Origin of the sequence: Curtobacterium sp. MCJR17_020, assembly GCF_003234365.2 — a bacterium.
In the GTDB taxonomy this organism is placed as follows: domain Bacteria; phylum Actinomycetota; class Actinomycetes; order Actinomycetales; family Microbacteriaceae; genus Curtobacterium.
Map to the genome: position 1 here is coordinate 2,649,139 of NZ_CP126260.1, position 23,840 is coordinate 2,672,978.

At 70.9% G+C, this 23,840-nt stretch carries 21 protein-coding genes, 1 tRNA gene and 1 pseudogene; 11 read left to right on the forward strand and 12 right to left on the reverse strand.

Annotated elements, in window-relative coordinates; all coding sequences use genetic code 11:
- Positions 1–250: 250 nt before the first annotated feature.
- The 10 genes and pseudogenes from DEJ14_RS12425 (at position 251) to DEJ14_RS12470 (ending at position 9,828) form a co-directional block, all read left to right on the forward strand.
- Positions 251–1,021 carry a DeoR/GlpR family DNA-binding transcription regulator gene (locus DEJ14_RS12425; protein WP_111086639.1) on the forward strand — a complete coding sequence of 257 codons (771 nt, stop codon included), beginning with the start codon at positions 251–253 and terminating at the stop codon, positions 1,019–1,021.
- A 69-nt stretch (positions 1,022–1,090) separates the two neighbouring features.
- Complete coding sequence (locus DEJ14_RS12430) at positions 1,091–1,363, forward strand: HPr family phosphocarrier protein (protein ID WP_111086640.1); 273 nt, start codon at positions 1,091–1,093, stop codon at positions 1,361–1,363.
- Positions 1,364–1,610: 247 nt separating this feature from the next.
- A complete protein-coding gene (locus DEJ14_RS12435) occupies positions 1,611–2,453 on the forward strand; it encodes an exodeoxyribonuclease III (RefSeq protein ID WP_111084194.1) in 843 nt (280 codons plus the stop codon).
- 42 nt (positions 2,454–2,495) lie between these two features.
- On the forward strand, positions 2,496–3,506 hold the full coding sequence (gene trpS / locus DEJ14_RS12440) for a tryptophan--tRNA ligase (protein WP_111084195.1): 1,011 nt from the start codon (positions 2,496–2,498) through the stop codon (positions 3,504–3,506).
- 2 nt (positions 3,507–3,508) lie between these two features.
- Complete coding sequence (locus DEJ14_RS12445) at positions 3,509–4,066, forward strand: GNAT family N-acetyltransferase (RefSeq protein ID WP_181437418.1); 558 nt, start codon at positions 3,509–3,511, stop codon at positions 4,064–4,066.
- 150 nt (positions 4,067–4,216) lie between these two features.
- Positions 4,217–5,341 carry a bifunctional diaminohydroxyphosphoribosylaminopyrimidine deaminase/5-amino-6-(5-phosphoribosylamino)uracil reductase RibD gene (gene ribD, locus DEJ14_RS12450; protein ID WP_258373193.1) on the forward strand — a complete coding sequence of 375 codons (1,125 nt, stop codon included), beginning with the start codon at positions 4,217–4,219 and terminating at the stop codon, positions 5,339–5,341.
- Positions 5,342–5,370: 29 nt separating this feature from the next.
- A pseudogene (gene ribA / locus DEJ14_RS12455) lies at positions 5,371–6,024 on the forward strand (GTP cyclohydrolase II); the annotation flags it as partial.
- Positions 6,025–6,212: 188 nt separating this feature from the next.
- Entirely contained in the window at positions 6,213–7,592 is a 1,380-nt protein-coding gene (locus tag DEJ14_RS12460) for an MFS transporter (RefSeq protein WP_111084199.1), read from the forward strand.
- Between the two features lie 159 nt (positions 7,593–7,751).
- Positions 7,752–7,967 (forward strand): hypothetical protein, encoded by a 216-nt coding sequence (locus DEJ14_RS12465; RefSeq protein ID WP_111084200.1) that lies wholly within the window; start codon positions 7,752–7,754, stop codon positions 7,965–7,967.
- Positions 7,968–7,974: 7 nt separating this feature from the next.
- Entirely contained in the window at positions 7,975–9,828 is a 1,854-nt protein-coding gene (locus DEJ14_RS12470; protein ID WP_111084201.1) for an ABC transporter ATP-binding protein, read from the forward strand.
- Positions 9,829–9,847: 19 nt separating this feature from the next.
- Here the strand turns inward: DEJ14_RS12470 and DEJ14_RS12475 are convergent, their stop codons facing one another.
- The 4 genes from DEJ14_RS12475 to DEJ14_RS12490 form a co-directional block, all read right to left on the reverse strand.
- Entirely contained in the window at positions 9,848–11,320 is a 1,473-nt protein-coding gene (locus DEJ14_RS12475; RefSeq protein ID WP_502868831.1) for an NAD-dependent succinate-semialdehyde dehydrogenase, read from the reverse strand.
- A gap of 71 nt (positions 11,321–11,391) precedes the next feature.
- Positions 11,392–12,012, reverse strand: coding sequence for an isochorismatase family protein (locus DEJ14_RS12480; RefSeq protein ID WP_111084202.1), 621 nt, complete (start codon positions 12,010–12,012; stop codon positions 11,392–11,394).
- Positions 12,013–12,035: 23 nt separating this feature from the next.
- Positions 12,036–13,544 (reverse strand): D-alanyl-D-alanine carboxypeptidase/D-alanyl-D-alanine endopeptidase, encoded by a 1,509-nt coding sequence (gene dacB / locus DEJ14_RS12485; protein WP_111084203.1) that lies wholly within the window; start codon positions 13,542–13,544, stop codon positions 12,036–12,038.
- 73 nt (positions 13,545–13,617) lie between these two features.
- Positions 13,618–14,613, reverse strand: a complete 996-nt coding sequence (locus tag DEJ14_RS12490; protein WP_111084204.1) for a Gfo/Idh/MocA family protein — start codon at positions 14,611–14,613, stop codon at positions 13,618–13,620.
- A gap of 129 nt (positions 14,614–14,742) precedes the next feature.
- Here DEJ14_RS12490 and DEJ14_RS12495 point away from each other — a divergent pair, with 129 nt between their 5' ends.
- Positions 14,743–16,422, forward strand: coding sequence for an HAD family acid phosphatase (locus tag DEJ14_RS12495; RefSeq protein WP_111084205.1), 1,680 nt, complete (start codon positions 14,743–14,745; stop codon positions 16,420–16,422).
- Positions 16,423–16,425: 3 nt separating this feature from the next.
- Here DEJ14_RS12495 and DEJ14_RS12500 read toward each other — a convergent pair whose 3' ends face one another.
- From DEJ14_RS12500 to DEJ14_RS12535, 8 genes are all read right to left on the reverse strand, one after another.
- Entirely contained in the window at positions 16,426–16,866 is a 441-nt protein-coding gene (locus DEJ14_RS12500; protein WP_123938665.1) for a BLUF domain-containing protein, read from the reverse strand.
- Between the two features lie 98 nt (positions 16,867–16,964).
- Positions 16,965–17,768 carry a glycoside hydrolase family 16 protein gene (locus tag DEJ14_RS12505; RefSeq protein WP_111084207.1) on the reverse strand — a complete coding sequence of 268 codons (804 nt, stop codon included), beginning with the start codon at positions 17,766–17,768 and terminating at the stop codon, positions 16,965–16,967.
- A 195-nt stretch (positions 17,769–17,963) separates the two neighbouring features.
- Positions 17,964–18,036 (reverse strand) — tRNA-Thr (locus DEJ14_RS12510).
- A gap of 46 nt (positions 18,037–18,082) precedes the next feature.
- On the reverse strand, positions 18,083–18,718 hold the full coding sequence (locus tag DEJ14_RS12515) for a TetR/AcrR family transcriptional regulator (protein WP_111084208.1): 636 nt from the start codon (positions 18,716–18,718) through the stop codon (positions 18,083–18,085).
- A 49-nt stretch (positions 18,719–18,767) separates the two neighbouring features.
- A complete protein-coding gene (locus tag DEJ14_RS12520; protein ID WP_111084209.1) occupies positions 18,768–19,910 on the reverse strand; it encodes a DNA polymerase III subunit delta' in 1,143 nt (380 codons plus the stop codon).
- A 61-nt stretch (positions 19,911–19,971) separates the two neighbouring features.
- The gene (gene tmk / locus DEJ14_RS12525; RefSeq protein ID WP_111084210.1) at positions 19,972–20,607 is read right to left on the reverse strand and encodes a dTMP kinase; all 636 of its coding nucleotides are present in this window, start codon (positions 20,605–20,607) and stop codon (positions 19,972–19,974) included.
- Complete coding sequence (gene topA, locus DEJ14_RS12530) at positions 20,604–23,411, reverse strand: type I DNA topoisomerase (RefSeq protein WP_111084211.1); 2,808 nt, start codon at positions 23,409–23,411, stop codon at positions 20,604–20,606. Before topA ends, tmk begins: the two co-directional genes overlap by 4 nt.
- Positions 23,387–23,836: a hypothetical protein gene (locus tag DEJ14_RS12535; RefSeq protein ID WP_181437419.1), complete on the reverse strand. Its 450-nt coding sequence runs from the start codon at positions 23,834–23,836 to the stop codon at positions 23,387–23,389. Before DEJ14_RS12535 ends, topA begins: the two co-directional genes overlap by 25 nt.
- Positions 23,837–23,840 lie beyond the last annotated feature (4 nt).

The following is a 23,840-nucleotide window of genomic DNA, read 5'->3' on the forward strand; positions in this document are numbered from 1 at the left end:
GAGACTCCTTCATCTCACACGCGCTTGCGGTGGGGTGTTCGTTCGGTGCGCGCACGGCTGCGACGGGACCTCGCCGGTGCGGCTGAGCAGCACACTACCCCGATCCGCGTTGACAAACAAACACATCCGGGGATAAAAATGCAGAAACAGATGCCCGTTTGCGTCTGGCGGCCAGCCGCTCCGGCTCGGTTCTGTCAGGTTCGTGCCCGGTCATGTCCGTTCCGTTCCGACCAGGAGACGACGAGGTCCGATGTACGCACCAGAACGCCACCAGCGCATCGTCGAGCAGGCGCGCGCGCAGGGGCGGGTCGACGTCAAGGACCTCGCCGAGCTGCTCGAGGTCACGCCCGAGACCATCCGCCGCGACCTCACCTCGCTGGAGCGACGGGGACTGGTCCGACGTGCCCACGGCGGGGCGATCCCGGTCGAACGCATCACGATCCACCCCGGTGTCGGCGACCGGGGCGGCATCAACCAGGCCGAGAAGATGGTCATCGCCGAGGCCGCGCTCGAGGAGCTGCCGGAGAACGGTTCGATCATGATCGACGCCGGCACCTCCACCATCTGCCTCGCCGAGATGCTGCCGACCGACCGCGGACTCACCGTCGTCACGCACTCCCTCCCTGTCGCGATGGCCGTCGCGAACCGCCCGGGCATCGACCTGCACCTGCTCGGCGGCAACATCCGCAGCGACTCCCTGGCCGGCGTCGGGACGTGGACGCACCAGCTCATCGGCATGGTGAGCGTCGACGTCGCCTTCGTGAGCATCAACGGGATCACCCCGGAGCGCGGCCTGACGACCCACAACATGGCCGAGGCGGCGGTGAAGTCGGCGATGATCAAGTCCGCCCGCCGCAGCATCCTGCTCGCCGACCACACCAAGTTCGGCCGCGAGGAGTTCGGCCGCGTCGCACCCCTCGCCGCCATCGACACGATCATCACCGACCCCGCTGTCAACCTCGACCTGGTCCGCGAGGTCGAGGCCGCCGGCACCGAGGTGTTCTGGCCCGGTCGACCCTGACCGCTCGCCCGACCCGCCCATCCGGCGCTCGCTAGCATGAGCGCACCACCCATCGACAGGAGTACATCGATGTCCGAAGCCACCCGCACCGTGACCGTCGCCAGCGCGTCCGGCCTGCACGCGCGCCCCGCGTCCCTCTTCGTCCAGACCGTGACGGCCTCCGGCCACCAGGTCACGATCGCCAAGGGCGACAAGTCCGGCAACGCCGGCAGCATCCTCGCCCTGCTCGGCCTGGGCATCGAGAACGGCGACGAGGTCAGCCTCACCGTGACCGGCGACGACGCCGAGACCACCGCCGACAGCCTGGTCGAGTTCCTGCAGACGGACCACGACGCGGCCTGACGCCGCACTGCGACGGACGGGAGGCACGGTGCCAGCAGGCACCGTGCCTCCCGTCCGTCGTGCGGCGGCCCCACCGCCGTGCCCCGCCCGCCCCGTCCGTCCGCCCCGCCCCGGGGTTCCGAAATCTCGGCATCTCGGCGTCGCCCGCGTCGGGCTGTGGAACCTCGGCGAACGGCACGCGGCGAGTCGTGGAACCTCGAACCGGTGCGGTCCGAGGCTGTCGGCACCCGCCGATAAGGTGGTCGGCATGACACGCCTGCGCCTCGCATCCGTCAACGTCAACGGCGTCCGCGCCGCCTTCCGCAAGGGCATGGGCGACTGGCTCGCCACCCGCGACGTCGACGTGCTCGCCCTGCAGGAAGTCCGTGCGTCGAGCGAGGACCTGGCCGGTCTGCTCGGCGACGAGTGGGACATCGTGCACGACCCCGCGACCGCCAAGGGCCGGGCGGGGGTCGCGATCGCCTCGCGACACTCCGCCCAGATCCACCGCGTCGCCCTCGGACCGGACGAGTTCGACTCCGCCGGCCGCTGGCTCGAGGCCGACTACGAGATCGGCGGCAGCACGGTCACGGTCGTGTCCACCTACGTCCACTCGGGCGAGGTCGACACCCCCAAGCAGGACGAGAAGTGGAAGTTCCTCGACGCCATGACCGAGCGGCTGCCCACCCTCCGGGCGCACAACCCGCTCGCCGTCGTCGTCGGTGACCTGAACGTCGGGCACGACCAGCGCGACATCAAGAACTGGAAGGGCAACGTCAAGCGAGCGGGCTTCCTGCCGCGCGAGCGTGCCTACTTCTCGCGCTTCTTCGGTGCCGACGGCGAACCGGTCGAGGGCGCAGACGGCTCGACGGGCCCGGGGCTCGGCTGGGTGGACGTCGGTCGTGCGCAGGCCGGCGACGTCGAGGGGCCGTACACGTGGTGGTCCTGGCGCGGCCAGGCGTTCGACAACGACACCGGCTGGCGCATCGACTACCAGATGGCCACGCCCGACCTCGCGGCGAAGGTCACGGAGTACACGGTCGACCGCGCCGCGGCGTACGACCAGCGATGGTCCGACCACGCTCCCGTGGTCGTCGACTACGAACTCTGATCCCCACTCCTTGCGCTCCACCTGACCCACAGGAACACCACCATGACCAAGACCCGCATCTTCTCGGGCATCCAGCCGTCCGCCGGTTCGCTGCACCTCGGCAACTACGTCGGGGCGCTCATGCAGTGGCGCGACCTGCAGGACGACTTCGACGCCATCTACTGCGTCGTCGACATGCACGCGATCACCTCGCCGCAGGACCCGGCCGAGCTCCGCGCGAGCACCCGGGCGACGGCCGCGCAGTACATCGCGTCGGGCATCGACCCGACGAAGTCGACGCTGTTCGTGCAGTCACACGTCCCGGCCCACGCCGAGCTCGCCTGGGTGCTCAACACCCTCACCGGGTTCGGTGAGGCGAGCCGGATGACCCAGTTCAAGGACAAGTCGGCGCGGCAGGGGTCCGAGGCCGCGTCGGTCGGGCTCTTCACGTACCCGGTCCTGATGGCCGCGGACATCCTGCTCTACGACACCAAGGTCGTACCGGTCGGCGACGACCAGCGTCAGCACGTCGAGCTCACCCGTGACCTCGCCGGACGCTTCAACTCGCGGTTCGGCGACACGTTCGTCGTGCCCGAGGCCCGCATCGGCACCGAGACGGCGCGCATCTACGACCTGCAGGACCCGACGAGCAAGATGAGCAAGTCGGCGGCGTCCGACAGCGGCCTGATCCGGCTGCTCGACGACCCGAAGCGCACCGCGAAGAAGATCAAGTCGGCGGTCACCGACGACGAGCGCGAGATCCGCTCCGACCGGCAGGCGAAGCCGGGCGTGACGAACCTGCTCGCGATCCTGTCCGCCTTCAGCCGGACCCCCGTCGCCGAACTCGAGGCATCGTTCGCGGGCAAGGGCTACGGAGACCTCAAGGGCGCGGTCGCCGACGCCGTCGTCGCCGAGCTCGAGCCGGTGCGCACCCGCACGCTCGAGCTGCTCGACGACCCCGCGGAGCTCGACCGGCTGCTCGCCGTCGGCGCGGACCGTGCCGAGTCCATCGCGCAGGAGACCCTGGCGCGCGTGTACGACCGGATCGGGTTCGTCCCGCGCTCGCGCGGCTGACCGTGCTACCGGTCACGCTGGAGTCCGCCCGGGTTCGACTCGACGTCCCGACCCGGGCGGACACCGCGGCGATCACCGACGCCTGCCAGGACCCGGACATCGTCCGCTGGACGACGATCCCCACGCCGTACCGCGAACAGGACGCACGGACCTTCGTCGACGCCCTGGTCGGACCCGGCTGGGCGTCGGACCGCGAGTACACCTGGGCGATCCGTCGCAGTGGGTCCTCCTGGCTCGAGGGGATCATCGGGTACCGCACGGCCGGCCGCGACCTGGGGTTCTGGCTGGCACCCTCGGCCCGCGGCGCCGGCTTGATGCACGAAGCGGTCGAGCTCGTCGTCGACTGGGCCGTCGCCGACGGGGCTCCGGACGTCTACTGGGAGTGCTACGAGGGCAACACGGCGTCGGCCGCGGTCGCCCGCAGCGCCGGGTTCTCGTTCACCGGCGTCGGGCCCGCCCGGATCCCCGGCCGCGACGGCGGACCGACGACCGCCTGGACCGCCCTGCGCCGGGCCGACGGTGCGCCCGCATCGGACCTCCCGTGGCCCGACGCTTCGTGATGCAACGCCGCGTGACCCGGTCCCGCATGACGCCGCGTCCCGTGACCCGGTCCCCCATGACGCCGCGTTCCCGACGATGACGCGTCACCGATCCGCCGCCGGTAGGCTCGATCCGTGAGCGACACGGCACGACCCACCGAGGTCCGGGCGATGCGCCGCGGGCTCGAACTCGCGGCACTCGGGCCCGTCGTGGGCGACCACGCGCGGGTCGGCGCGGTGATCCTCTCCCCCGCCGGCGACGTCCTCGCCGAGGGGTGGCACAAGGGTGCCGGGACCCCGCACGCCGAGGTCGACGCGATGGCGAAGGTCGACCCGGCACAGCTGCGCGGCGCGACGGCCGTCGTCACCCTCGAGCCCTGCAACCACACCGGCCGCACCGGCCCCTGCGCCGTCGCCCTGATCGAGGCCGGGGTCGCCCGTGTCGTGTACGCGATCGACGATCCGGGCGCGGACGTGCACGGCGGTGCCGACCGGCTCCGCGCCGCCGGGGTCGACGTCGTGTCCGGTGTGCTCGCCGACGAGGCCGAGGCGTTCCTCGAACGGTGGCTCCTGTCGGTCCGCCTCGGACGTCCGTGGGTGACCGTGAAGTGGGCCTCGAGCCTGGACGGCCGCGCCGCGGCTGCCGACGGGACGAGCAAGTGGATCACCGGCGCCGCAGCCCGGCAGCACGTCCACGAGCAGCGTGCCGCGCACGACGCGATCCTGGTCGGCACCGGCACCGTGCTCGACGACGACCCGAGCCTGACCGCTCGGGGTGACGCGGGCGAACTCCTCGCCGACCAGCCGCTCGCGGTCGTGCTCGGTGACCGCGCCGTCCCCGACGACGCCGCGGTCCGGCGACACCCCCGCGGGCTCGTGACGCTGCCGGGGCACGACCTCGCCGCGTCGCTCGCTGCCCTGCGTGGGCACGGCGTGCACTCGGTGTTCGTCGAGGGCGGCCCCACCGTCGCCTCCGCGCTCATCGCCGCCGGGCTCGTCGACGAGTACCTCGTGTACGTCGCCCCGATCCTGCTCGGCGGGCCCCGGGTCGCCCTCGACGACCTCGGGGTGGGAAGCATGTCCGGGCGTCGGCGGTTGGACGTACTATCGACCACCAGCCTGGGCCCTGACCTGCTGGTCCGAGCCCGACCGCAGCGCAGCGCGACAGCGCAACCGCAGACAGCGCCAGTACAGACAGCGCCAGCACAGACAGCGCAGCAGCAGACACCGCAGCAGCACGACGCAGCACCCGGGTTCGGAGACGACGGGCCCACGAACGACCGGAGCACCCCATGACCGATGCGCTGACCTCCTCCACCCCGGGCAGCCCCGTCCAGTTCGAGGTGTCGACGAACGTCCCCACCACCCACGGCACGTTCCAGATGCGCGCCTACCGCGACCTCGTGACCGGCGCGGAGCACGTCGCGATCATCGGCGCGCTGCCCGACGGGTCCGCCCCGTCCGACGGCGCCCTGGTCCGCGTGCACTCCGAGTGCCTGACCGGAGAGGCGTTCGGCTCACTGAAGTGCGAGTGCGGGCCCCAGCTCGACGCCGCGCTCGACACGATCGCTGCCGAGGGCGGCGTGGTGGTCTACCTGCGCGGGCAGGAAGGACGCGGCATCGGGCTCATCAACAAGCTCAAGGCCTACCGACTGCAGGAAGACGGACTCGACACGCTCGACGCCAACCTGGCGCTCGGGCTGCCGGCCGACTCCCGTGCGTACGGCGGCGCCGCGGGCATCCTCGCCGAGCTCGGGATCACCCGCGTGCGGCTGCTCTCGAACAACCCCGAGAAGCGTCGCCAGCTCGAGGAGCACGGCATCACCGTCGAGTCGCTCGTGCCGCTGGTCGTCGGCGTCTCGGCGCAGAACGCCGGCTACCTCGACACCAAGCGCGACCGGATGGGGCACCGGCTGCCCGCGCACCTCGAGGCCGGCGCCAGCGCCGGGGCGGGCGCCGGCGCGGGAGCCGCCAGCTGACTCTGGGCTGATTCGCAGGTGGGCGACATCTGTCGTACGATGTTGTCTTCCGTCACAAGCGGTCCCCCACCAACCGAACGCACCCGATCGGTGCCCGCGCCACCCTGCGCGAACCGATCGGTGTCCGCCGTTTCGGGTATCCGTGCTCCCTGCCAGGAGTGCGCACCACGGAAGACCACACGACACCCATGACCGCCGCACCGGCACCAGCAACCCCGACCTCAGCTCCGGCACCAGCAGGCAACCCGCGCTCGCGCGTCGTCATCGCCAGCCTCGTCGGCACCTCGATCGAGTTCTACGACTTCTACGTCTACGCGACGGCCGCGGTCCTCGTCTTCCCGACGCTGTTCTTCCCGAACGAGGACCCCACGGCATCGCAGCTGTCGTCGTTCGTGACGTTCGCCCTCGCCTTCTTCGCGCGGCCGATCGGGTCGATCATCTTCGGGCACTTCGGTGACCGGGTGGGCCGCAAGACCACCCTCGTCGCATCACTGCTCGTCATGGGCACCGCGACGTTCCTGATCGGCTGCCTGCCGACGTTCAGCACCATCGGCGTGTGGGCGCCGGTCCTGCTCGCCGTGATGCGATTCGCCCAGGGCGTCGGCCTCGGCGGCGAGTGGTCCGGTGCGGCACTGCTCGCCACCGAGAACGCCCCCAAGGGCAAGCGCGGCGTCTTCGGTTCGATGCCGCAGCTCGGCGCACCGATCGGCTTCCTGCTCGCGAACGGCCTGTTCATCGCGATCAACGCCGCGATGCCCGCCGGTGCCGACGGCACCCCGAACGCCGACTTCCAGGCGTGGGGATGGCGCATCCCGTTCCTGCTCTCGGCGGTGCTCGTCATCGTCGGCCTGTACGTGCGCTTCAAGCTCGTCGAGTCGCCGGTGTTCCGCGGCGTCCAGGAGTCCGGCACGGTCGCGAAGATCCCGCTGGGCCGGGTGTTCCGCACCTCGTGGAAGGCGCTCATCGTCGGCACGTTCGGCATGGTCGCGACGTACGTCCTCTTCTACTTCATGACCACGTTCACGCTGTCGTACGGCACCACCGGTGCCGAGGCCGGTCCGCTCGTCCCGAAGGTCGGCCTCGGCTACAGCCGCGGTGAGTTCCTGACGCTGCTCATGATCGGCGTCGTGTTCTTCGGCATCTTCACCCCGATCGCCGGCATCCTGGCCGACAAGTTCGGGCGCCGGAAGACCCTCATCCCGACCACGATCGGCATCGCGCTGTTCGGCCTGACGTTCCAGTTCTGGTTCGCGGCGTCGCAGGGCCCGATCACGGTGGTGACGTTCCTCATCGTCGGGCTGTCGCTGATGGGACTGACCTTCGGACCGATGGGTGCGCTGCTGCCGGAGCTGTTCCCGACGAACGTCCGGTACACCGGCTCGGCGATCGCGTACAACGTCGCGTCGATCCTCGGTGCCTCGCTCGCGCCGACGATCGCCCTGGCGCTGTGGAAGGCCGACGGCAACATCTTCCTGGTCGGGCTGTACCTGACGATCGCCGCCGTCGTGACGCTCGTCGCGCTGCTCTTCGTCCGCGAGACGAAGAGCAAGGAGTTCGCCGACGCCTGAGACGCGACCACAGACGGACGGGAGGCCCGGTGCCAGCTGGCACCGGGCCTCCCGTCCTTCGTGCGCGCACGCCCACTTCCCGGCGCAAGACGCCGTCGCACCAGCCTGTCCGTCAACTCAGGTTGACAGACGTCAGTGCGTCAATGTAGGTTGACAGCCATGGACCGACCGACCATCACGAGCCTCGCGGCCGGCGCCTCCGGGGACGACCCGTTCTCCGCCCTCGCCAGCGTGCGCGAGCTCCGCCGTGAACTCGACCGGACCGAAGAGCTCGCTGCTCGTGCCGCCCGGAACGCCGGGGCGTCGTGGCAGGAGATCGCGACCCTGCTCGGTGTCAGCCGACAGGCAGTGCACAAGAAGTACGGCAGAAACTAGGAACACGATGAGTCTCCCCTTCGCGCGCCCCAAGAAGACCGACGGCCCCCGCGCCACCTTCGGCCGCCTGTTGTCCTACCTGTTCGAGAACAAGCCGGCGATGGTCGTCATCATCGTGCTGAGCATCCTCGGCGCCGGGGCGTCGCTCGCGCAGCCGCTGCTCGTCAACCAGGTCGTCACGGCGGTGCAGCAAGGCAACACGCTCAGCACGCTCGTCTGGCTGCTCGTCGGGCTCGTCCTGGTCGCCGGCGTCCTGAACGGTGTGCAGCACTTCCTGCTCCAGCGTGCAGGCGAGGGCGTCGTGCTCTCCACGCGCCGCAAGCTCATCGCCCGCATCCTCAACCTGCCGATCTCGGAGTTCGACACCCGTCGCACCGGTGACCTGGTGTCCCGCGTCGGCAGCGACACCACGCTCCTGCGCGCCGTCCTGACCCAGGGCCTGATCGAGTCGATCGGCGGCGCCCTCACCTTCATCGGCGCGATCATCGCGATGGCGATCATCGACCCGCTGCTGCTCGTGATCGTGGTCGTCATCGTCCTGGTCGCGATCGTGGTCGTCGGCGGACTGAGCCGGCGCATCCGGATCGCGTCGAAGCGTGCGCAGGAGAAGGTCGGCGACCTGACCGCGGCCGTCGAGCGCGGCATCGGCGCCGTCCGCACGATCCGCGCGGCGGGTGCCACCGAGCGCGAGGTGCACGAGGTCGACGGACACGCGACCGAGGCCTACCAGCGCGGCCTCGACATCGCGAAGATGTCCGCGTTCGTCGTGCCGGTCGCGAGCATCGTCATGCAGGTGGCGTTCATCGCCGTGCTCGGCGTCGGCGGGGCCCAGGTCGCCGCGGGCACCATCACCATCGCCACGCTCATCACGTTCATCCTGCTGCTCTTCATGATGATCATGCCGCTCGGCCAGGCGATGGGCGCCGCCGTCGCGGTCGCGCAGGCGCTCGGTGCGCTCGGCCGGATCGAGGAGATCCTGCACCTGCCGACCGAGGCGCAGGACGACGCCGCTGCGCGCCCCGCCGCCGCGGTCGCCTCCGACGACGCCATCACGTTCGAGCACGTCACGTTCCGGTACGCGGCTGCAGCGGATGCGTCCGGTCCGGACGGCGCCGTCGCGTCCGGCGCGGTGGATCGACCGGGAGGCCCGGATCGCCTCGCCGACGAGCGTCCGGCCGACGACGTGGTGCTCCACGACGTGTCGTTCCGTGTCCCCCGCGGCTCGCGGGTGGCACTCGTGGGCCCGTCGGGTGCTGGCAAGTCGACGACCCTCGCCCTGATCGAGCGGTTCTACGACCCCACCGAGGGCGTCATCCGGCTCGGTGGCATTGACGTCCGGGGCATGGACCGCCAGGAGCTCCGCGCCCAGATCGGCTACGTCGAGCAGGACGCCCCGGTACTCGCCGGCACCATCCGCGCCAACCTGCTGCTCGGTTCGCCGGACGCGACCGAGGACGACTGCGTCCGCGTGCTCGAGGCGGTCAACCTCGGCGAGGTCCTGCACCGCGACCCGCGTGGGCTCGACGCCCAGGTCGGCGAGGACGGCGTGATGCTCTCCGGCGGCGAGCGTCAGCGGCTGGCCATCGCCCGCGCGCTGCTCGCCGCTCCCCCGATCCTGCTGCTCGACGAGTCGACGTCGTCGCTCGACGGCGTGAACGAGCAGAAGATGCGGCTGGCGATCGACGCCGTCGCCGAAGACCGCACCCTGCTCGTCATCGCGCACCGGCTGTCCACCGTGGTGGACTCCGACGTCATCGTCGTGCTCGAGCACGGCCGGGTCGTCGACGCTGGCACACACTCCGAGCTCGTCGAGTCGACGCCGCTCTACCGCGACCTGGCGAAGCACCAGCTGCTGGTCTGAGCCCCGCTGCCGGGCCCGTTCAGGCGGCGAACGGGTCCGGGGTGAGCACGTACACGGTCTCGAGGTACTCCTCGATGCCCTCGTGCGAGCCCTCACGTCCGAGGCCGGACGACTTCACCCCGCCGAACGGGAACGCTGCGTTCGACACGACGCCGGTGTTCAGCCCGAGCATCCCGGTCTCCAGACGCTCGGCGAGCCGCTGCCCGCGCGGGAAGTCCGTCGTGAACGCGTAGGCGATGAGCCCGAACTCGGTGTCGTTGGCGAGCCGGATGCCCTCGTCCTCGGTCGCGAAGCGGGTGATCGACACGACCGGTCCGAAGATCTCGGTCGTCAGGATCTCCGACCCCGGCTGCACGTCGTCGAGCACCGTGGGCGCGTAGTAGGTGCCGGGCCGCTCGACGCGGTGTCCGCCGGTGACGAGCCGAGCGCCGCGGGTGACCGCGTCGTCGACGAGTCCGGCGGCCTTGTCCACCGCACGGTCGTCGATGAGCGGGCCCATCGTCGTGCCGTCCTCGGTGCCCCGGCCGATGCGAAGCGCGTCGACCTTCGCGGTGAGGGCGGCCACGAACGCGTCGGCGATGCCCTCCTGCACGAAGAACCGGTTGGCGGCCGTGCAGGCCTCGCCGACGTTCCGGAACTTCGCGAGCATCGCGGCGTCCACCGCGGCATCGAGGTCGGCGTCGTCGAACACCAGCAAGGGGGCGTTGCCGCCGAGCTCCATGCTCGTCTTGAGCACGTTGTCCGCCGCCTGCTTGAGGAGCGCGGACCCGACCGGCGTCGATCCGGTGAAGGTGAGCTTGCGGAGGCGGCGGTCGGCGATGATCGGCTCGGACAGGCCCTTGGCGTCGAGGGACGGCACCACGTTGAGCACGCCGTCCGGCAGCCCGGCACGGCGGAACAGCTCGACCAGGAACAGCGTGGTCAGCGGCGTGAGCTCCGCCGGCTTCACGACGACCGTGCAGCCGGCCGCCAGTGCGGGGCCGATCTTGCGGGTCGCCATGGCGAGGGGGAAGTTCCACGGGGTGATCGCGTACACCGGGCCGACCGGACGCTTCAGGACGATCGCGCGTCCGGTGCTCTCGGGGTTCGTGCGGTAGTCGCCGCCGATGCGGACGGCCTCCTCCGAGAACCAGCGGAGGAACTCGCCGCCGTAGACCACCTCGCCGCGGGCCTCGGCCAGGGGCTTGCCCATCTCGAGCGTCATCAGGGCGGCCAGGTCGTCCTCGTGGGCGCGGACCAGGTCGAACGCGCGGCGCAGTACGTCGGAACGCTGGCGCGGTGCGGTCGCCGCCCACTCCTGCTGCGCGGCGACCGCGGCGTCGAGCGCGGCGATGCCGTCCTCGGGGGTGGCGTCGGCGACCTCGGCCAGCACGTCGCCGGTCGAGGGGTCGCGGACGGCGAACGTCGCGCCGCTCGTCGACGGGCGCCAGGATCCGCCGATGAACAGGCCCGTCGGGACGCCGTGCACGGTGACGTGGTCGTCGCCCACGATCGTGGTGAGGTCGCCGGTCGTGGTGCTCGTGTCGGTGCTCGTGTCGGTGTTGGTCTCGGTGCTGGTGTCGGTCACAGCTGTGCTCCTCCGGGGTTCGCGAGCCCCTCGTCCATGTCACTGCGGTCGACGTGCCCGCCGGCCGCTCGGATGTCGTCGAGCGCGCGGGCGCTGCGCTCATCGTCGACGCCGGCGACCAGGTCCTCGTAGACCGCGACGTCGATGCCGGCGGCGCGGGCGTCGAGGGCCGAGGCCCGGACGCAGTGGTCGGTGGCGATGCCGACGATGTCGACGGAGTGGACCCGGTGCTCGGTCAGGATCTCCGGCAACGGCACGCCCGCCTCGGTCCGTGCCTGGAACGCCGAGTAGTCCGGCGTGCCCTGGCCCTTGAAGACGTCGACGTCGATCGGCTCGGTGTCGAGCTCCGGGTGGTACTCGGCGCCCGGTGTGCCGGCCACGCAGTGCACGGGCCAGGTGTCGACGAAGTCGGGGCCCTCCGGTCCGGCGAAGTGTCCGCCGTTGTCGTCGTCGCCGTGGTGCCAGTCGCGGGAGCCGACGATCAGGTCGTACTCCTCGGCGTGCCGGCCGAGGAACGCGCTGATCCGTTCCGCGAGGGCCGCGCCGCCGGTCACCCCGAGCGCACCGCCCTCGGTGAAGTCGTTCTGGACGTCGACGATGAGGAGAGCCCGTGCCATGGGCCCATCCAACACCCGGTGACTCAGGAGTCGGTGAGCTTGCTCCCGCACGAGTAGGCCGCCGCGGTCACGGCGTCGAGCGCCGGCAGCGCGGCCGCGCGGGACGACCCGATGGCGTAGAACGCGAAGGTCAAGCGTGATCCGTCCGCGGCGTCGATGTACCCGCCGAGCGTGTTCGCGCTGTCGATCCACCCGGTCTTCGCGTGCACCTTGCCGCGGGCGACGGCGTTCGCGCCGGTGAAGCGGCTGGCGAGGGTGCCGGACTGGCCCGACACGGGCAGGGCGTTCGCGAGGGTACCGAGGCCCTTCGCACCGGCGGCGACCTGCACCATGAGGTGGGCGACGAAGTTCGGCGACACGGCGTTCGCGGCGCTCTCGCCCGAGCCGTCCTTGATGACGATGCCGGCCGGGTCGACGCCGTAGGAGCCGAGCGCTGACTGGTACACCGTGGTCAGCGAGGCCGCCGACCCGTTCGAGCCGGACTCCTTCGACGACACCCGGGCGAGCATCTCGGCGAGGGTGTTGTCCGAGTTCGGGATCATCTGCCCGATCAGCGTCGACACCGGCTGCGACGACACCGTTGCGATGGTGTCCGTGCTGGTCGTGGCGCGCTTGACGATCTGTGCCGACCCCGCCCCGGCGACCCCGGCGTTCGCCAGGGCCGTGCGGAACGCGGCGCCTGCACGGCCGACCGGGTCCTCGGACCGGGGCGAGGTCGCCGCGGCCGGGTTCGCCCGGTCACCGTCGACCATGAGCGCGGTGACCTCGGGCTGGTACCCGATGGTGCGCTCGGACACCGGCCACGTGGGGTCCCACGCGTCGGCGTCGCTCCAGTACGTGTCGTCGGTCACGATCGTGGTGACGGGGGTGTCGCCGACCTTCGCCTTGACCTGCTGGGCGAGCTGCGCGAGCGTCGGGGCCCCCGGGTAGACCGTGCCGTTGCCGGCGGACAGGGTGGCATCACCGTGCCCGACCAGCGCGATGGTCCCGCCGGACTCCTGCGTGACCGTGGTCGGGATGCGGTGGTCGCCGCCGAGCACCGCGAGCGCCGTCGCCGTCGTCAGGGTCTTCATGACGCTGCCGGTCTGGGCAGCCTTGTCGCCGTCCTTCGAGAACAGGACCTCGCCCGTCTTCGCGTCCATCACGTACCCCTCGAACGCGCCGAGACCGCTCGCCGACGCGGCGCCCGCGATCGAGCAGGTGCGCAGGGCGGACGGGCCGGCCGGGTCCTTCGGCACGGCGCGGGCGTCCGGGGTCGGTGTCGGCGTGCTCGTCGGTCGCTTCGTGGTGGCGGTCGAGCGGCTCGGTGTCGAGGTCGCGCTCGACGTGGTCGCCGGCGCGGCCGTCGTGCCCGTGTCCGGTGTCATCGCCGCCGCGACCGCGACGGCCCCGCCCGAACCGACCACGAGCAGGGCCGCGAGGCCACCGGCGATCCAGGGCACGGGGCGGCGCACGGCGGAGGCGCGCGCGGCCGCGACGGCGGCGCGGACACGCTCCGGTACGGAAGGCGGGGTGGGCTGCTGCTCGGACATCGCGACCGATCCTACGGAACTGCGGCAGGAGCCTCCAGGCCGGATCGTCCCGATGTGGACGACGCGACCCGGATCAGGGCGCTGTGGAGGCGTCGTCCGCGGGGTAGCGCACGCCGACCTGGCGGCGGGCTTCGTCCATGACGGCCATGATCGCGACCGACTGTTCGGCGTCCATCGGACCGCCCTCGTGCACGCCGGACGTGACCATCGCCTCGAACGCGCGCGCCTCGTGGCCGTAGCCGGCGAGCTCCTCGCGCGCGTCGAACTCCTCGACCACGACGCCGTCGCGGTCTCGGATCCGCCAGGTCGTCGGGGTGTACCAGGTCGAGTCGACGTCGATGCGCCCCGACTCGCCGATCACCGAGGCCGTGTTCGGGCTGCGCACGTCCATCCCGAAGTGGATCACCGACTGTGCACCGCCGTCGTGCGTCAGGACGATGCCCCCCTGCGTGTCGACACCCTGCTCGCTCAGCGTGCCGGCCGCGACGAGCGAGGTGGGCACCCCCAGCACGTCGACGGCGAAGGACACCGGGTACACGCCCAGGTCCAGCAGGGCTCCACCGCCGAGGGCGGGATCGCGCAGCCGGTGCGACGGGTCGGTGGGCAGGGCCTGGTGGTGCGTCGCCTCGACGAGCACCGGCCGGCCGATGCGCCCCTCGGCCAGGACCTCGCGGATCATCGCCATCTGCGGCAGGAACCGGGTCCACATCGCCTCGGTCACCGCGACGCCCGCTCGACGGGCAGCATCGACCACCGTCCGCGCCTCGGCCGCCGTCATCGTGAAGGCCTTCTCGACGAGGACGTGCTTGCCGGCGCGGATCGCGAGCAGGGCGTCCTCGGCGTGCCGGACGTGCGGGGTCGCGACGTACACGGCGTCGACCGCGTCGTCGGCGACGAGGTCCTCGTAGGAGCCGTGCGCCCGTGGGATGCCGAACTCCGCCGCGAACGCCTCGGCACCGTCCCGGGTGCGGCTGCCGACCGCCGTGAACTCGATGCCCGCGGCGACGCAGTCGCCCACGAAGGACCGGGCGATGCCGCCCGTACCGATGACTCCCCAGCGAACCGTCATGCGGCCATGTCTACCAGGACTGGCCGCAGCACTTTGGTATGGACTCCACTGGTGATTGCCAGCTAACGTGCTCCACGATCCCCCATCCGGGGGTCACTCCTCCCCGAGTCGAAGGTGTGCAGGTCCTCCATGCGCCGTTCCGTCCTCTCCGTCGTCGCCACCAGCGCCGCGATCGTCCTCACGTCCACCCTCGTCGGCGGTCCGGCCAACGCACACGGGTGGGGCGACCCAGGACGCGGACCGGGACACTCGCCGGGGCACTCCGCCGACGCCGGCCTGACGCCGCGGACGCACTTCACGATGGCTGCCGACGGCACGTCCGGTGCGACGCAGGGCGGCGAGGGAATCCCGAACATCGACTCCGTCAAGAAGACCATCGCCACCTACTACGGCGACCCCGGCACGGGTCTGGCGAACCGGACCGACTCCCCCTACATCCGCGAGATGCGATCGATCGTCGCCCGCCAGGGAGCGTCGCTGCAGCGCATCCACGACCGTGCCGTCCGACACGGCGAGAAGCCCGCGATCGTCCTCGACGCCGACGACACCACCCTGTGGACGTACGACATGGAGGTCGCGGACATGCACTTCGTGTTCGACCCCGCACGGCAGGACGAGTGGGTGCAGGACGAGCGCTTCGCCGCCACCCCGTCCATGGTCGGCTTCGTCAACCGCGCCGCCGCGATGGGCTTCACGGTGTTCGGACTGACCGGCCGGAACGACGATCAGAAGACCGCGACCGTGCAGAACCTGTCGAAGGTCGGCTACACCGCCTTCACCGAGGACCGCTTCTTCACGAAGTGGACCGGCAAGGGCGCCTCGCAGCAGCCGTCGTACGTGACCTGCGCCGCAGCGAGCTGCACGACCGTCGAGTACAAGGCCCTGACCCGCAAGCACATCGAGCAGGACCTCGGCTACGACATCACGCTGAACATCGGCGACCAGTGGAGCGACCTGCAGGGCGGGTACGCCGACCGGTCCCTCAAGCTGCCGAACCCCACCTACTACCTCCCCTCAACCGATCTGCCCGGCGTCTCCGAGCCCCGACTGTCCCCACGGACGCAGTTCACGATGGCGGCCGACGGCTCCTCCGGCGCGACGCAGTCCGGTGAGGGCATCCCGAACATCGACTCCGTCAAGAAGACCATCGCCACCTACTACGGCGACCCCGGCACCGGACTCGCGAACCGCACCGACTCCCCCTACATCCGCGAGATGCGGTCCCTCGTCCGGCGGCAGGCCCCCGTCGTCGCCGCCCAGTGCGCCGTCGGCCGCAAGCTGCACCGCAACCCCGCGATCGTGCTCGACGCCGACGACACCACGCTCTGGACCTACGACATGGAGGTCGCGGACATGCACTTCGTGTTCGACCCCGCCCTGCAGGACGAGTGGGTGCAGGACGAACGGTTCCCCGCGACCCCGTCGATGACCTCGCTCGTGTCGATCGCACAGCGTTCCGGCTGCACGGTCATCGGGCTGACCGGCCGGAACGCCGATCAGGAGACCGCCACCATCGACAACCTGCAGCGCGCCGGCTACCCGCAGTTCTCGGCGACGAAGCGCGGCACCGAGACGTACTACACGAAGTGGACCGGGGTCGGGGCGTCGCAGCAGCCGTCGTACATCACCTGCGCCACGGCGAAGTGCACCACCGTCGAGTACAAGTCGCAGACCCGGGCGCACATCGAGTCACGATCGGGCGGCCGCTACGACGTGGTCGCGAACTTCGGCGACCAGTACAGCGACCTGCTCGGGGGCTCGGCGGACCGCAGCGTCAAGCTGCCGAACCCGACGTACTACCTGCCCTGACCTTCAGCGCCGGTGCTTGCCGAGTGCGGCGTCGGGCGCGGCCATCGGGTGGGTGCGGAACCAGCGCAGCAACGCTCGCGCCTTGCTGGTGTCCGCACTCCGATCGCCGTCGGACAGGAACGTGTCGAAGCCGTCGGGGAGCGCGGTCTCGTGGTCGCGGTCGAACGCCATCGTCCACTCGCCGAACCGCGGCGTGTGGATCCGCTCCTCGACGAGCAGCCCGACGTCGGTGTGTCGGGGATCCTCGGTGATGCGCTGGTAGGTCTCGAGGACCGCGGCCTCCGGACCCTCGAGCAGCTGCATGAAGCGGCCGTCCTTGTACACGAGCAGGCCGGACAAGCCGGATGCGGCGTTCCGGGCCCTGGCGTGTTCGAGGAGCGCGTCGAGGCGGGGCTGGTCGAAGGGTTCGTCGGCGGCGCTCATGTAGACGAGTGACAGGAGCATGACGACCTTTCGAACGGAGAACGTGGCTTCGGTTCGATCGTCCCGCACGACGGCGGTCCGGCGCAGCCCCAGAACGGGGAGCGGGCCGGCGCGGCCCGTCACTGCGCGTCGTAGGTGCGGACCCAGTCGATCTGCAGGTTGCCGGCCTTGCCCCAGTTGCCGACCTGCACCATGTAGCGGTGCGGGGTCGTCGGGACGTTCCGCGCGACCGTGAAGACGAGCTTGCCGTCGAGGTAGTAGTGGATCGCCCGCCCGGGGATCCACTCCGTCGTGTAGGTGTGCCAGTCCCGCCAGGACACCCGGGTGTTGTAGTTGTCCGACGCCTTCTCGTCCCCGGCCAGCATCGAGTGGTGGAACACCCGCGGCGAGCCGTCGAAGTTGCCCTCGGGGTAGTTGAGTTCGCCGTCCGCCCAGTCGTTCGACGTCGGCCAGAGCATGATCGCTGCGCCGTTCTTGTCGCCGCCGGTGGCACGGGCGCGGATGCTGAACGACCCGCCGACGTGCGACCAGGCGTCCTCGGGGGTGCCGAACGTGCCGGCCGAACCGTGCTCGCCGTCGAGGGCGATGTCCATGTACCCGTCGTGCGCGCTGACCATCTTGCTCGACCAGTACTTGCCGCCGGTAGCGTCCGGGTACGGCTGCCACGACTGCGCGTACGTCGCCGCGAACGGGCCGTTCGCCGCAGCCGGCGTGTCGAAGTCCACCGAGAAGGTCGGCGTGCGCCCGATGGTCGGATCGGTGGCCACCGTGGTCGGGTGCGGGGTCGGGGTCGCGCTGCTGCTCGATGCGCCGGCCGGGGCCGCCGATGACGTCGCCCGCGACTCCGGCACCGCGGCGGCCGTGATGGCCAGCGCAGCAGCCGCAGCAGCCACCAGGACGACGGTCGTCGCACGCTTGAACACGGTACCTCCGTCGGTCGTCCGCCGAGGGGGTACGGGGCGGTGCAGGTGGTCGGTCGCGGGGATCCCCGCGTCCTGACGAGGCTAACCCGCGTCCTCCCCCGCTGTCTGGTCCGGAGCCAAGGGGTGCGGTTTCCCGCAGACGCAGAAATCCCCGGTCAGGACCTGTTGCAGATCCGTGACCGGGGATGTGTTCCGAGCCGCCTGTCGGAATCGAACCGACGACCTATTCATTACGAGTGAATCGCTCTACCGACTGAGCTAAGGCGGCGCGCTCGCTCCGAACCCGGAGCGGCACGATCAATGACTATACAGGCTCAGACGAGTGAACGCGAAACGAGCACGCCGAGCTCGGCGAAGGACCTGCGGAGCTCGTCGACCAGGTGCGAACCGGCTTCGGACCCGGACCACTCCCACCACGCGTGCCGGAGCGCACCGAGCGCCACGATCGACGCCAGGCGCGCCCGACGACGGAGCGCGTCGGGGTCCGCGGCGAGCTCGGGGTCCTCGCGTTCGAGCCGCCGGGCGACCGCCGCCTGGATCTCGGCCTGGAACTCCTTCATCGACTCCATGCGTCGGCTGAACAGTTCGGGGTTCGCCCGGAGCACCTGCTGCCGTTCCTCGATGAGTCCGCGTTCCTCGATGAGCTCCTGCGTCGAGTGCACGAGCAGTGCACCGAGGTCCGACAGCAGGTCGCCGTCCGGTCCCCCGTCGACGAACTCCTGCAGCGCGGCGTCATCGGGCAGCTCCGGGTCGTCCCCGAGGATCGCCTGTTCCTTGCTCGGGAAGTAGTTGAAGAACGTGCGGGGTGAGACGTCGGCTCGACGCGAGATCTCGTCCACGGTGACCGCTCCGAGGCCGTCCTCGATCGCGATGCGGAGCGCGGCCGCCTGGATGGCGCGGCGGGTGGCGCGGCGTTTCCGTTCGCGCAGGCCGGGTTCAGCGTCGGGCATGCCGTGATTGTCCCATGCCCCGCTCGCCGCGGGCAGAGGCCCGTCGCGGTCAGCGCCGGACGCGGGCGATCGTGACGAGCAGCGCCTCGAGCGCGAGCAACGCCGCCACGTTCGCGGCGATCCGCTGCCGGGCGAGGGCGATCGCGTCGAGCACCTCGAGCGCCGCGGCCGGCGTGACCGACTGCAGGGCCTGGTCGAGGTGGTCGCGCATCGCCAGGTTGACGGGTTCCGCCGGAGCGCCGAGACCGAGCAGGAGCAGGTCGCGGTACAGCGAGGACACGTCGACCAGGATGCGGTCGAGACCGTCGCGCAGGCTGCGGGTCGCACGGCGCTTCTGGTCGTCCTCGAGCAGCCGGAGCTGCGAGCGGAGGGCCGGCGGGATCGTCCCGCCGGGCTCGATGCCGAGCGATCGCAGTGCGGCGTCGCGTTCTTCGGAGTCGCGCTGCTGCGTGATGGCCTTGGCGTCTTCGTCGGCGACGGCGAGCAGGTCGGCGGCGGCCATCACGGCGTCGCCGACGCTCCGGACGCCGAGCACGGTCGTCAGGGTGCGGCGGCGACGATCGCGGGCGTCCTCGCTCGTCGCCAGGCGCTGCGCCATGCCGATGTGGCTCTGCGCCTGCCGTGCTGCGTCCATCGCGAGGGCGCGGTCGATGCCGGTGCGGGCGACCAGCAGGTCGGCGACGGACTCGATGCCGGGGACCCGGAGGCGTACGGAGCGGACGCGCGAGCGGATGGTGGGCAGCAGGTCGGCTTCACTCGGGGCGCAGAGGATCCAGACGGTGCGCTCCGGAGGTTCTTCGAGCGCCTTGAGCAGCAGGTTCGAGGTGCGTTCCGTCATGCGGTCGGCGTCCTCGATGATGACGATGCGGTACCGACCGACCGAGGGCGAGTAGTACGACGAGGTCACGAGCTGCCGGATCTCGTCGATCGTGATGATCACGCGCTGCGTCGTGAGCACCGACACGTCGGGGTGGGTCTTCGCGGTGATCTGCTGCAGGGTGTGGTCGTCGTCGGGACCGTTGCCCACGAGGGCCGCGGCGAACGCCGTCGCCACGTTCGACCGGCCGGACCCGGGCGGCCCCGTGATCAACCACGAGTGCGTCATGCCGCCGGTGCCGTCGGTCGACTCCGCGGCGTTCCGGAGGGAGGCGACTGCTTCTTCCTGACCGGTCAGGCCGTCCCACACGCTCACGGGACCATCCTGTCAGCGACCACCGTCATGCGGGCGATCACCACCTTGCGGGCGACCACGGTCATGCCGGGTCGATCGCGACGAGCGGGGCCACCGCGGCACGGATGGCACGCTGCACGTCCTCGGTGGAACCGCCGGCGTCGACCACCAGGAAGCGGTCGGGCTCGGCCGCCGCCGTGTCCAGGAAGGCCCGTCGCACCGACTCGTGGAACGCCTCGGCCTCGGACTCCAGACGGTCGAACGTGTCGCCACGGGCCGCGGCGACCCGTGCGCGTCCGACCGTCACGTCGAGGTCGAGCAGGATCGTCAGGTCCGGCGCCAGGCCGTCCGCCGCCCACTCCGACACCGAGCGGATGTGCTCGGCGCCGAGGCCGCGCGCGACGCCCTGGTAGGCGACCGACGAGTCGATGTACCGGTCCTGCAGCACGACCTCGTCGCGGGCGATCGCGGGACGCACCACCGTCTCGACGTGGTGTGCGCGGTCTGCCGCGTACAACAGCGCCTCGGCTCGGGGCGACACGTGCCCACGCTCGTGCAGCACGATCTCGCGGATCCGGAGGCCCAGATCGGTGCCGCCGGGTTCGCGGGTGCGCAGGACGGTCCGGCCGTGCTCGACGAGCCACGCCGAGAGCAGCTCGGCCTGGGTCGTTTTACCCGCGCCGTCGCCGCCCTCGAGCGTGATGAACCGTCCGGTCACTTCTTCTTCGCCGGCGCCCGTCGGGCCGGCGTCTTCTTCTTGACCGGGCCCTTGGCACGCTTGTCCGCGATGAGCTGGACCGCACGGGCGTGGTCGACGGCCTCGACGTCCTCGCCCTTCGGGATCGTCGCGTTCGTCTCGCCGTCGGTGACGTAGGGGCCGAAGCGGCCGTCCTTCATCTTGATCGGCTTGCCGGACACGGGGTCCGCCTCGAACTCCTTCAGCGCGGAGCTCGCGGCACGGTTGCCGCCGTACTTTGGCTGCGAGAAGATCTCGAGCGCACCGGGGAGGTCGATGTCGAAGATCGCGTCCTCGCCCGGGAGCGTCCGGGTGTCCGTCCCCTTCTTCAGGTACGGGCCGTAGCGACCGTTCTGCGCGGTGATGTCGTTGCCGGTCTCCGGGTCCTGTCCGACGACGCGGGGCAGGTCGAGGAGCTTCAGCGCGGTCTCGAGGTCGACGGTCGCCGGGTCCATCGACTTGAAGAGCGAGGCGGTCCGTTCCTTGGGCGCCGCGGCCTTCTTCGTCGTCTTCTTCGCCGGGGCCTTCTTCGCCGGGGCCTTCTTGCCGGTCGTCGTCTCGGCGGGGGCCTCGGCCGCTGCGGGCTCCGGGGCGGCGGCCGTGGCGTCGACGACCTCGCCGGTCTTCGGGTCGACGGTGGGCTCGGGCTCGGGGGTGCGCTCCGTCACGTAGGGGCCGAAGCGGCCGTCCTTCGCCAGGACCTCCTTGCCTGTGTCCGGGTTGATGCCCACGACGCGGTCGCCGATGACGGGAGCATCGACGAGTTCCTTGGCCTTCTCGACGGTCAGCTCGTCGGGTGCCAGGTCCTCGGGGACGTTGACGCGACGCGGCTTCTCCGGGTCGTCGCTCGGCACCTCGATGTACGGGCCGTAGCGACCGATCCGCAGGGTGAGGCCCGGTGCGAGTTCGACCGAGTTGATCTCACGCGCGTCGATCTCGCCGAGGTTGTCGATGACGGTCCGCAGGCCGCGCTGGTCGTCGTCGCCACCACCGAAGTAGAAGCCCTTGAGCCAGTCGACCCGGTCCGCGTCGCCGCGGGCGATCCGGTCGAGGTCCTCTTCCATCTCGGCGGTGAAGTCGTACTCCACCAGTTCGCCGAAGTACTCCTCGAGCAGCCGGACCACGCTGAACGCGATCCAGTTCGGCACGAGCTGGGTGCCGCGCAGGGACACGTAGCCGCGGTCGATGATCGTCGGGCTGATCGTCGGGTAGGTCGACGGACGCCCGATCCCGAGCTCTTCCAGCGTCTTGATGAGGCTGGCCTCGGTGAAGCGCGGCGGGGGCGTGGTGTCGTGCCCCTTCGCCAGCACGTCGTGCACCTCGAGGTGCTCGCCCTGCTTGACGTCGGGCAGTGCGACGTCCTGACCGGCACGCTCGCTCGACTCGTGGCGGTCCTCGTCGCGGCCTTCCTCGTAGGCGCTGAGGAACCCGCGGAAGGTGATGACGGTGCCGGACGCGGTGAACTCGGCGTCCGTGCCGTTCGCGGTCGACGTGATGCCCTCGACCGACTCGGTCGACGAGATGCCGAGCACGATCGATGCGGTCGAACCCTTGGCGTCCGCCATCTGGGACGCGACGGTGCGCTTCCAGATGAGGTCGTAGAGCCGCCACTCGACACCGGTGAGCGTGCCCTGGAGCTCCTGCGGGGTGCGGAAGGAGTCGCCCGAGGGACGGATCGCCTCGTGGGCCTCTTGCGCGTTCTTGCTCTTGCTCGCGTACAGACGGGGCTTGTCCGGCACTGTCGCGGCGCCGTACAGGTCGGCCGCCTGCTTGCGGGCCGCGTCGATCGCCTGCTTCGAGAGCGAGACCGAGTCGGTACGGATGTAGGTGATGTACCCGTTCTCGTACAGCGTCTGCGCCGCACGCGCCGTCTGCCGCGGCGACAGGCGCAGCTTGCGCGCTGCCTCCTGCTGCAGGGTCGACGTGGTGAACGGTGCCGCCGGACGGCGGGTGTACGGCTTCGAGTCGACGCTGCGGACGGTGGCGTCCCCGGCGCGCTCGAGCACGGTGGTCAGCGAGGCGGCTGCGGCCTCGTCGAGACGCACGACGTCACCGCTGAGCGCACCGCGGTCGTCGAAGTCGCGTCCCGAGGCGACGCGCGTGCCCTGGAGCCGGGCGAGTCGCGCCGAGAAGGAGGACTCCCCTGTCTTCTCGAACCGAGCGGAGAGGTCCCAGTAGTTGGCCGAGACGAAGGCGAGCCGCTCGCGTTCGCGGTCGACCACGAGCCGGGTCGCGGCGGACTGCACACGACCGGCGGAGAGGCCGGGGGCGACCTTGCGCCACAGGACCGGCGAGACCTCGTACCCGTAGAGACGGTCGAGGATGCGGCGGGTCTCTTGTGCGTCGACGAGGGCGGTGTCGAGCTCACGGGTGGCCTCCTGCGCACGCTGGATCGCCTCCTTCGTGATCTCGTGGAAGACCATCCGCTTGACGGGGACCTTCGGCTTGAGGACCTGGAGCAGGTGCCAGGCGATCGCTTCACCCTCGCGGTCTTCATCTGTTGCGAGGTAGAGCTCGTCGGCATCCTTCAGCGCACGCTTGAGCTCGGCGACCGTCTTCTTCTTGGCGTCGGACACGACGTAGTACGGCTCGAAGCCGTTGTCGACGTCCACCGAGAACTTGCCGAGGGAGCCCTTCTTGAGCTCGGCCGGCAGGTTCTTGGGCTCGACGAGGTCGCGGATGTGTCCGACCGAGGCCTGGACTTCGTATCCGTCACCGAGGTATTGCGCGATCGTCTTCGCCTTCGCAGGGCTCTCGACGATCACGAGCTTCTTCGTGCCTGGCACGTGTCTCCTTGATCCGTGGTGCTGGTCGGCCCTGGACACGAACGTGTCCGGGTCGCCCGGGACATCGGTGACCGGTGGCCGACAGGCACACCATACACACCGTGGTCGGGGTGGTCGTCCGCCGGACCGGCGACCGCGGACGCGCCGACGGCGAACGGTCCGGAGCCGACGACCACCCGCACCCGGGCCGTCGCGGCGGCGAGGTCACAGGCCACGAGGGCCGAGCCGTTCGCCCGTGCGACCCGCTCGGCGACGTCGCACGGCGAGCCGGTCAGGAGTCCGACGGACGCCGCAGCGGCCGAGGTCGCGGCGGTGTCGGCCGCATCCCCGGCCCGGACTGCCTGCGTGCGGTGTCCGGCGGCGGCGAGCGCCGACGACGCGACGAGTACCCCGACGCCGAGGACGGCGGCGACGAGCACGGTCACCGAA

Excerpts from the sequence above, each read along its gene's own strand:
- DEJ14_RS12495 (WP_111084205.1), top strand. The coding sequence starts at position 14,743 with ATGCGCCGTTCCGTCCTCTCCGTCGTCGCCACCAGCGCCGCGATCGTC.
- DEJ14_RS12430 (WP_111086640.1), top strand. The coding sequence starts at position 1,091 with ATGTCCGAAGCCACCCGCACCGTGACCGTCGCCAGCGCGTCCGGCCTG.
- trpS (WP_111084195.1), top strand. The coding sequence starts at position 2,496 with ATGACCAAGACCCGCATCTTCTCGGGCATCCAGCCGTCCGCCGGTTCG.
- DEJ14_RS12515 (WP_111084208.1), bottom strand. The coding sequence starts at position 18,718 with ATGCCCGACGCTGAACCCGGCCTGCGCGAACGGAAACGCCGCGCCACC.
- DEJ14_RS12460 (WP_111084199.1), top strand. The coding sequence starts at position 6,213 with ATGACCGCCGCACCGGCACCAGCAACCCCGACCTCAGCTCCGGCACCA.
- DEJ14_RS12470 (WP_111084201.1), top strand. The coding sequence starts at position 7,975 with ATGAGTCTCCCCTTCGCGCGCCCCAAGAAGACCGACGGCCCCCGCGCC.
- ribD (WP_258373193.1), top strand. The coding sequence starts at position 4,217 with ATGCGCCGCGGGCTCGAACTCGCGGCACTCGGGCCCGTCGTGGGCGAC.
- dacB (WP_111084203.1), bottom strand. The coding sequence starts at position 13,544 with ATGTCCGAGCAGCAGCCCACCCCGCCTTCCGTACCGGAGCGTGTCCGC.
- DEJ14_RS12425 (WP_111086639.1), top strand. The coding sequence starts at position 251 with ATGTACGCACCAGAACGCCACCAGCGCATCGTCGAGCAGGCGCGCGCG.
- DEJ14_RS12490 (WP_111084204.1), bottom strand. The coding sequence starts at position 14,613 with ATGACGGTTCGCTGGGGAGTCATCGGTACGGGCGGCATCGCCCGGTCC.
- DEJ14_RS12465 (WP_111084200.1), top strand. The coding sequence starts at position 7,752 with ATGGACCGACCGACCATCACGAGCCTCGCGGCCGGCGCCTCCGGGGAC.
- DEJ14_RS12500 (WP_123938665.1), bottom strand. The coding sequence starts at position 16,866 with ATGCTCCTGTCACTCGTCTACATGAGCGCCGCCGACGAACCCTTCGAC.
- DEJ14_RS12480 (WP_111084202.1), bottom strand. The coding sequence starts at position 12,012 with ATGGCACGGGCTCTCCTCATCGTCGACGTCCAGAACGACTTCACCGAG.
- DEJ14_RS12435 (WP_111084194.1), top strand. The coding sequence starts at position 1,611 with ATGACACGCCTGCGCCTCGCATCCGTCAACGTCAACGGCGTCCGCGCC.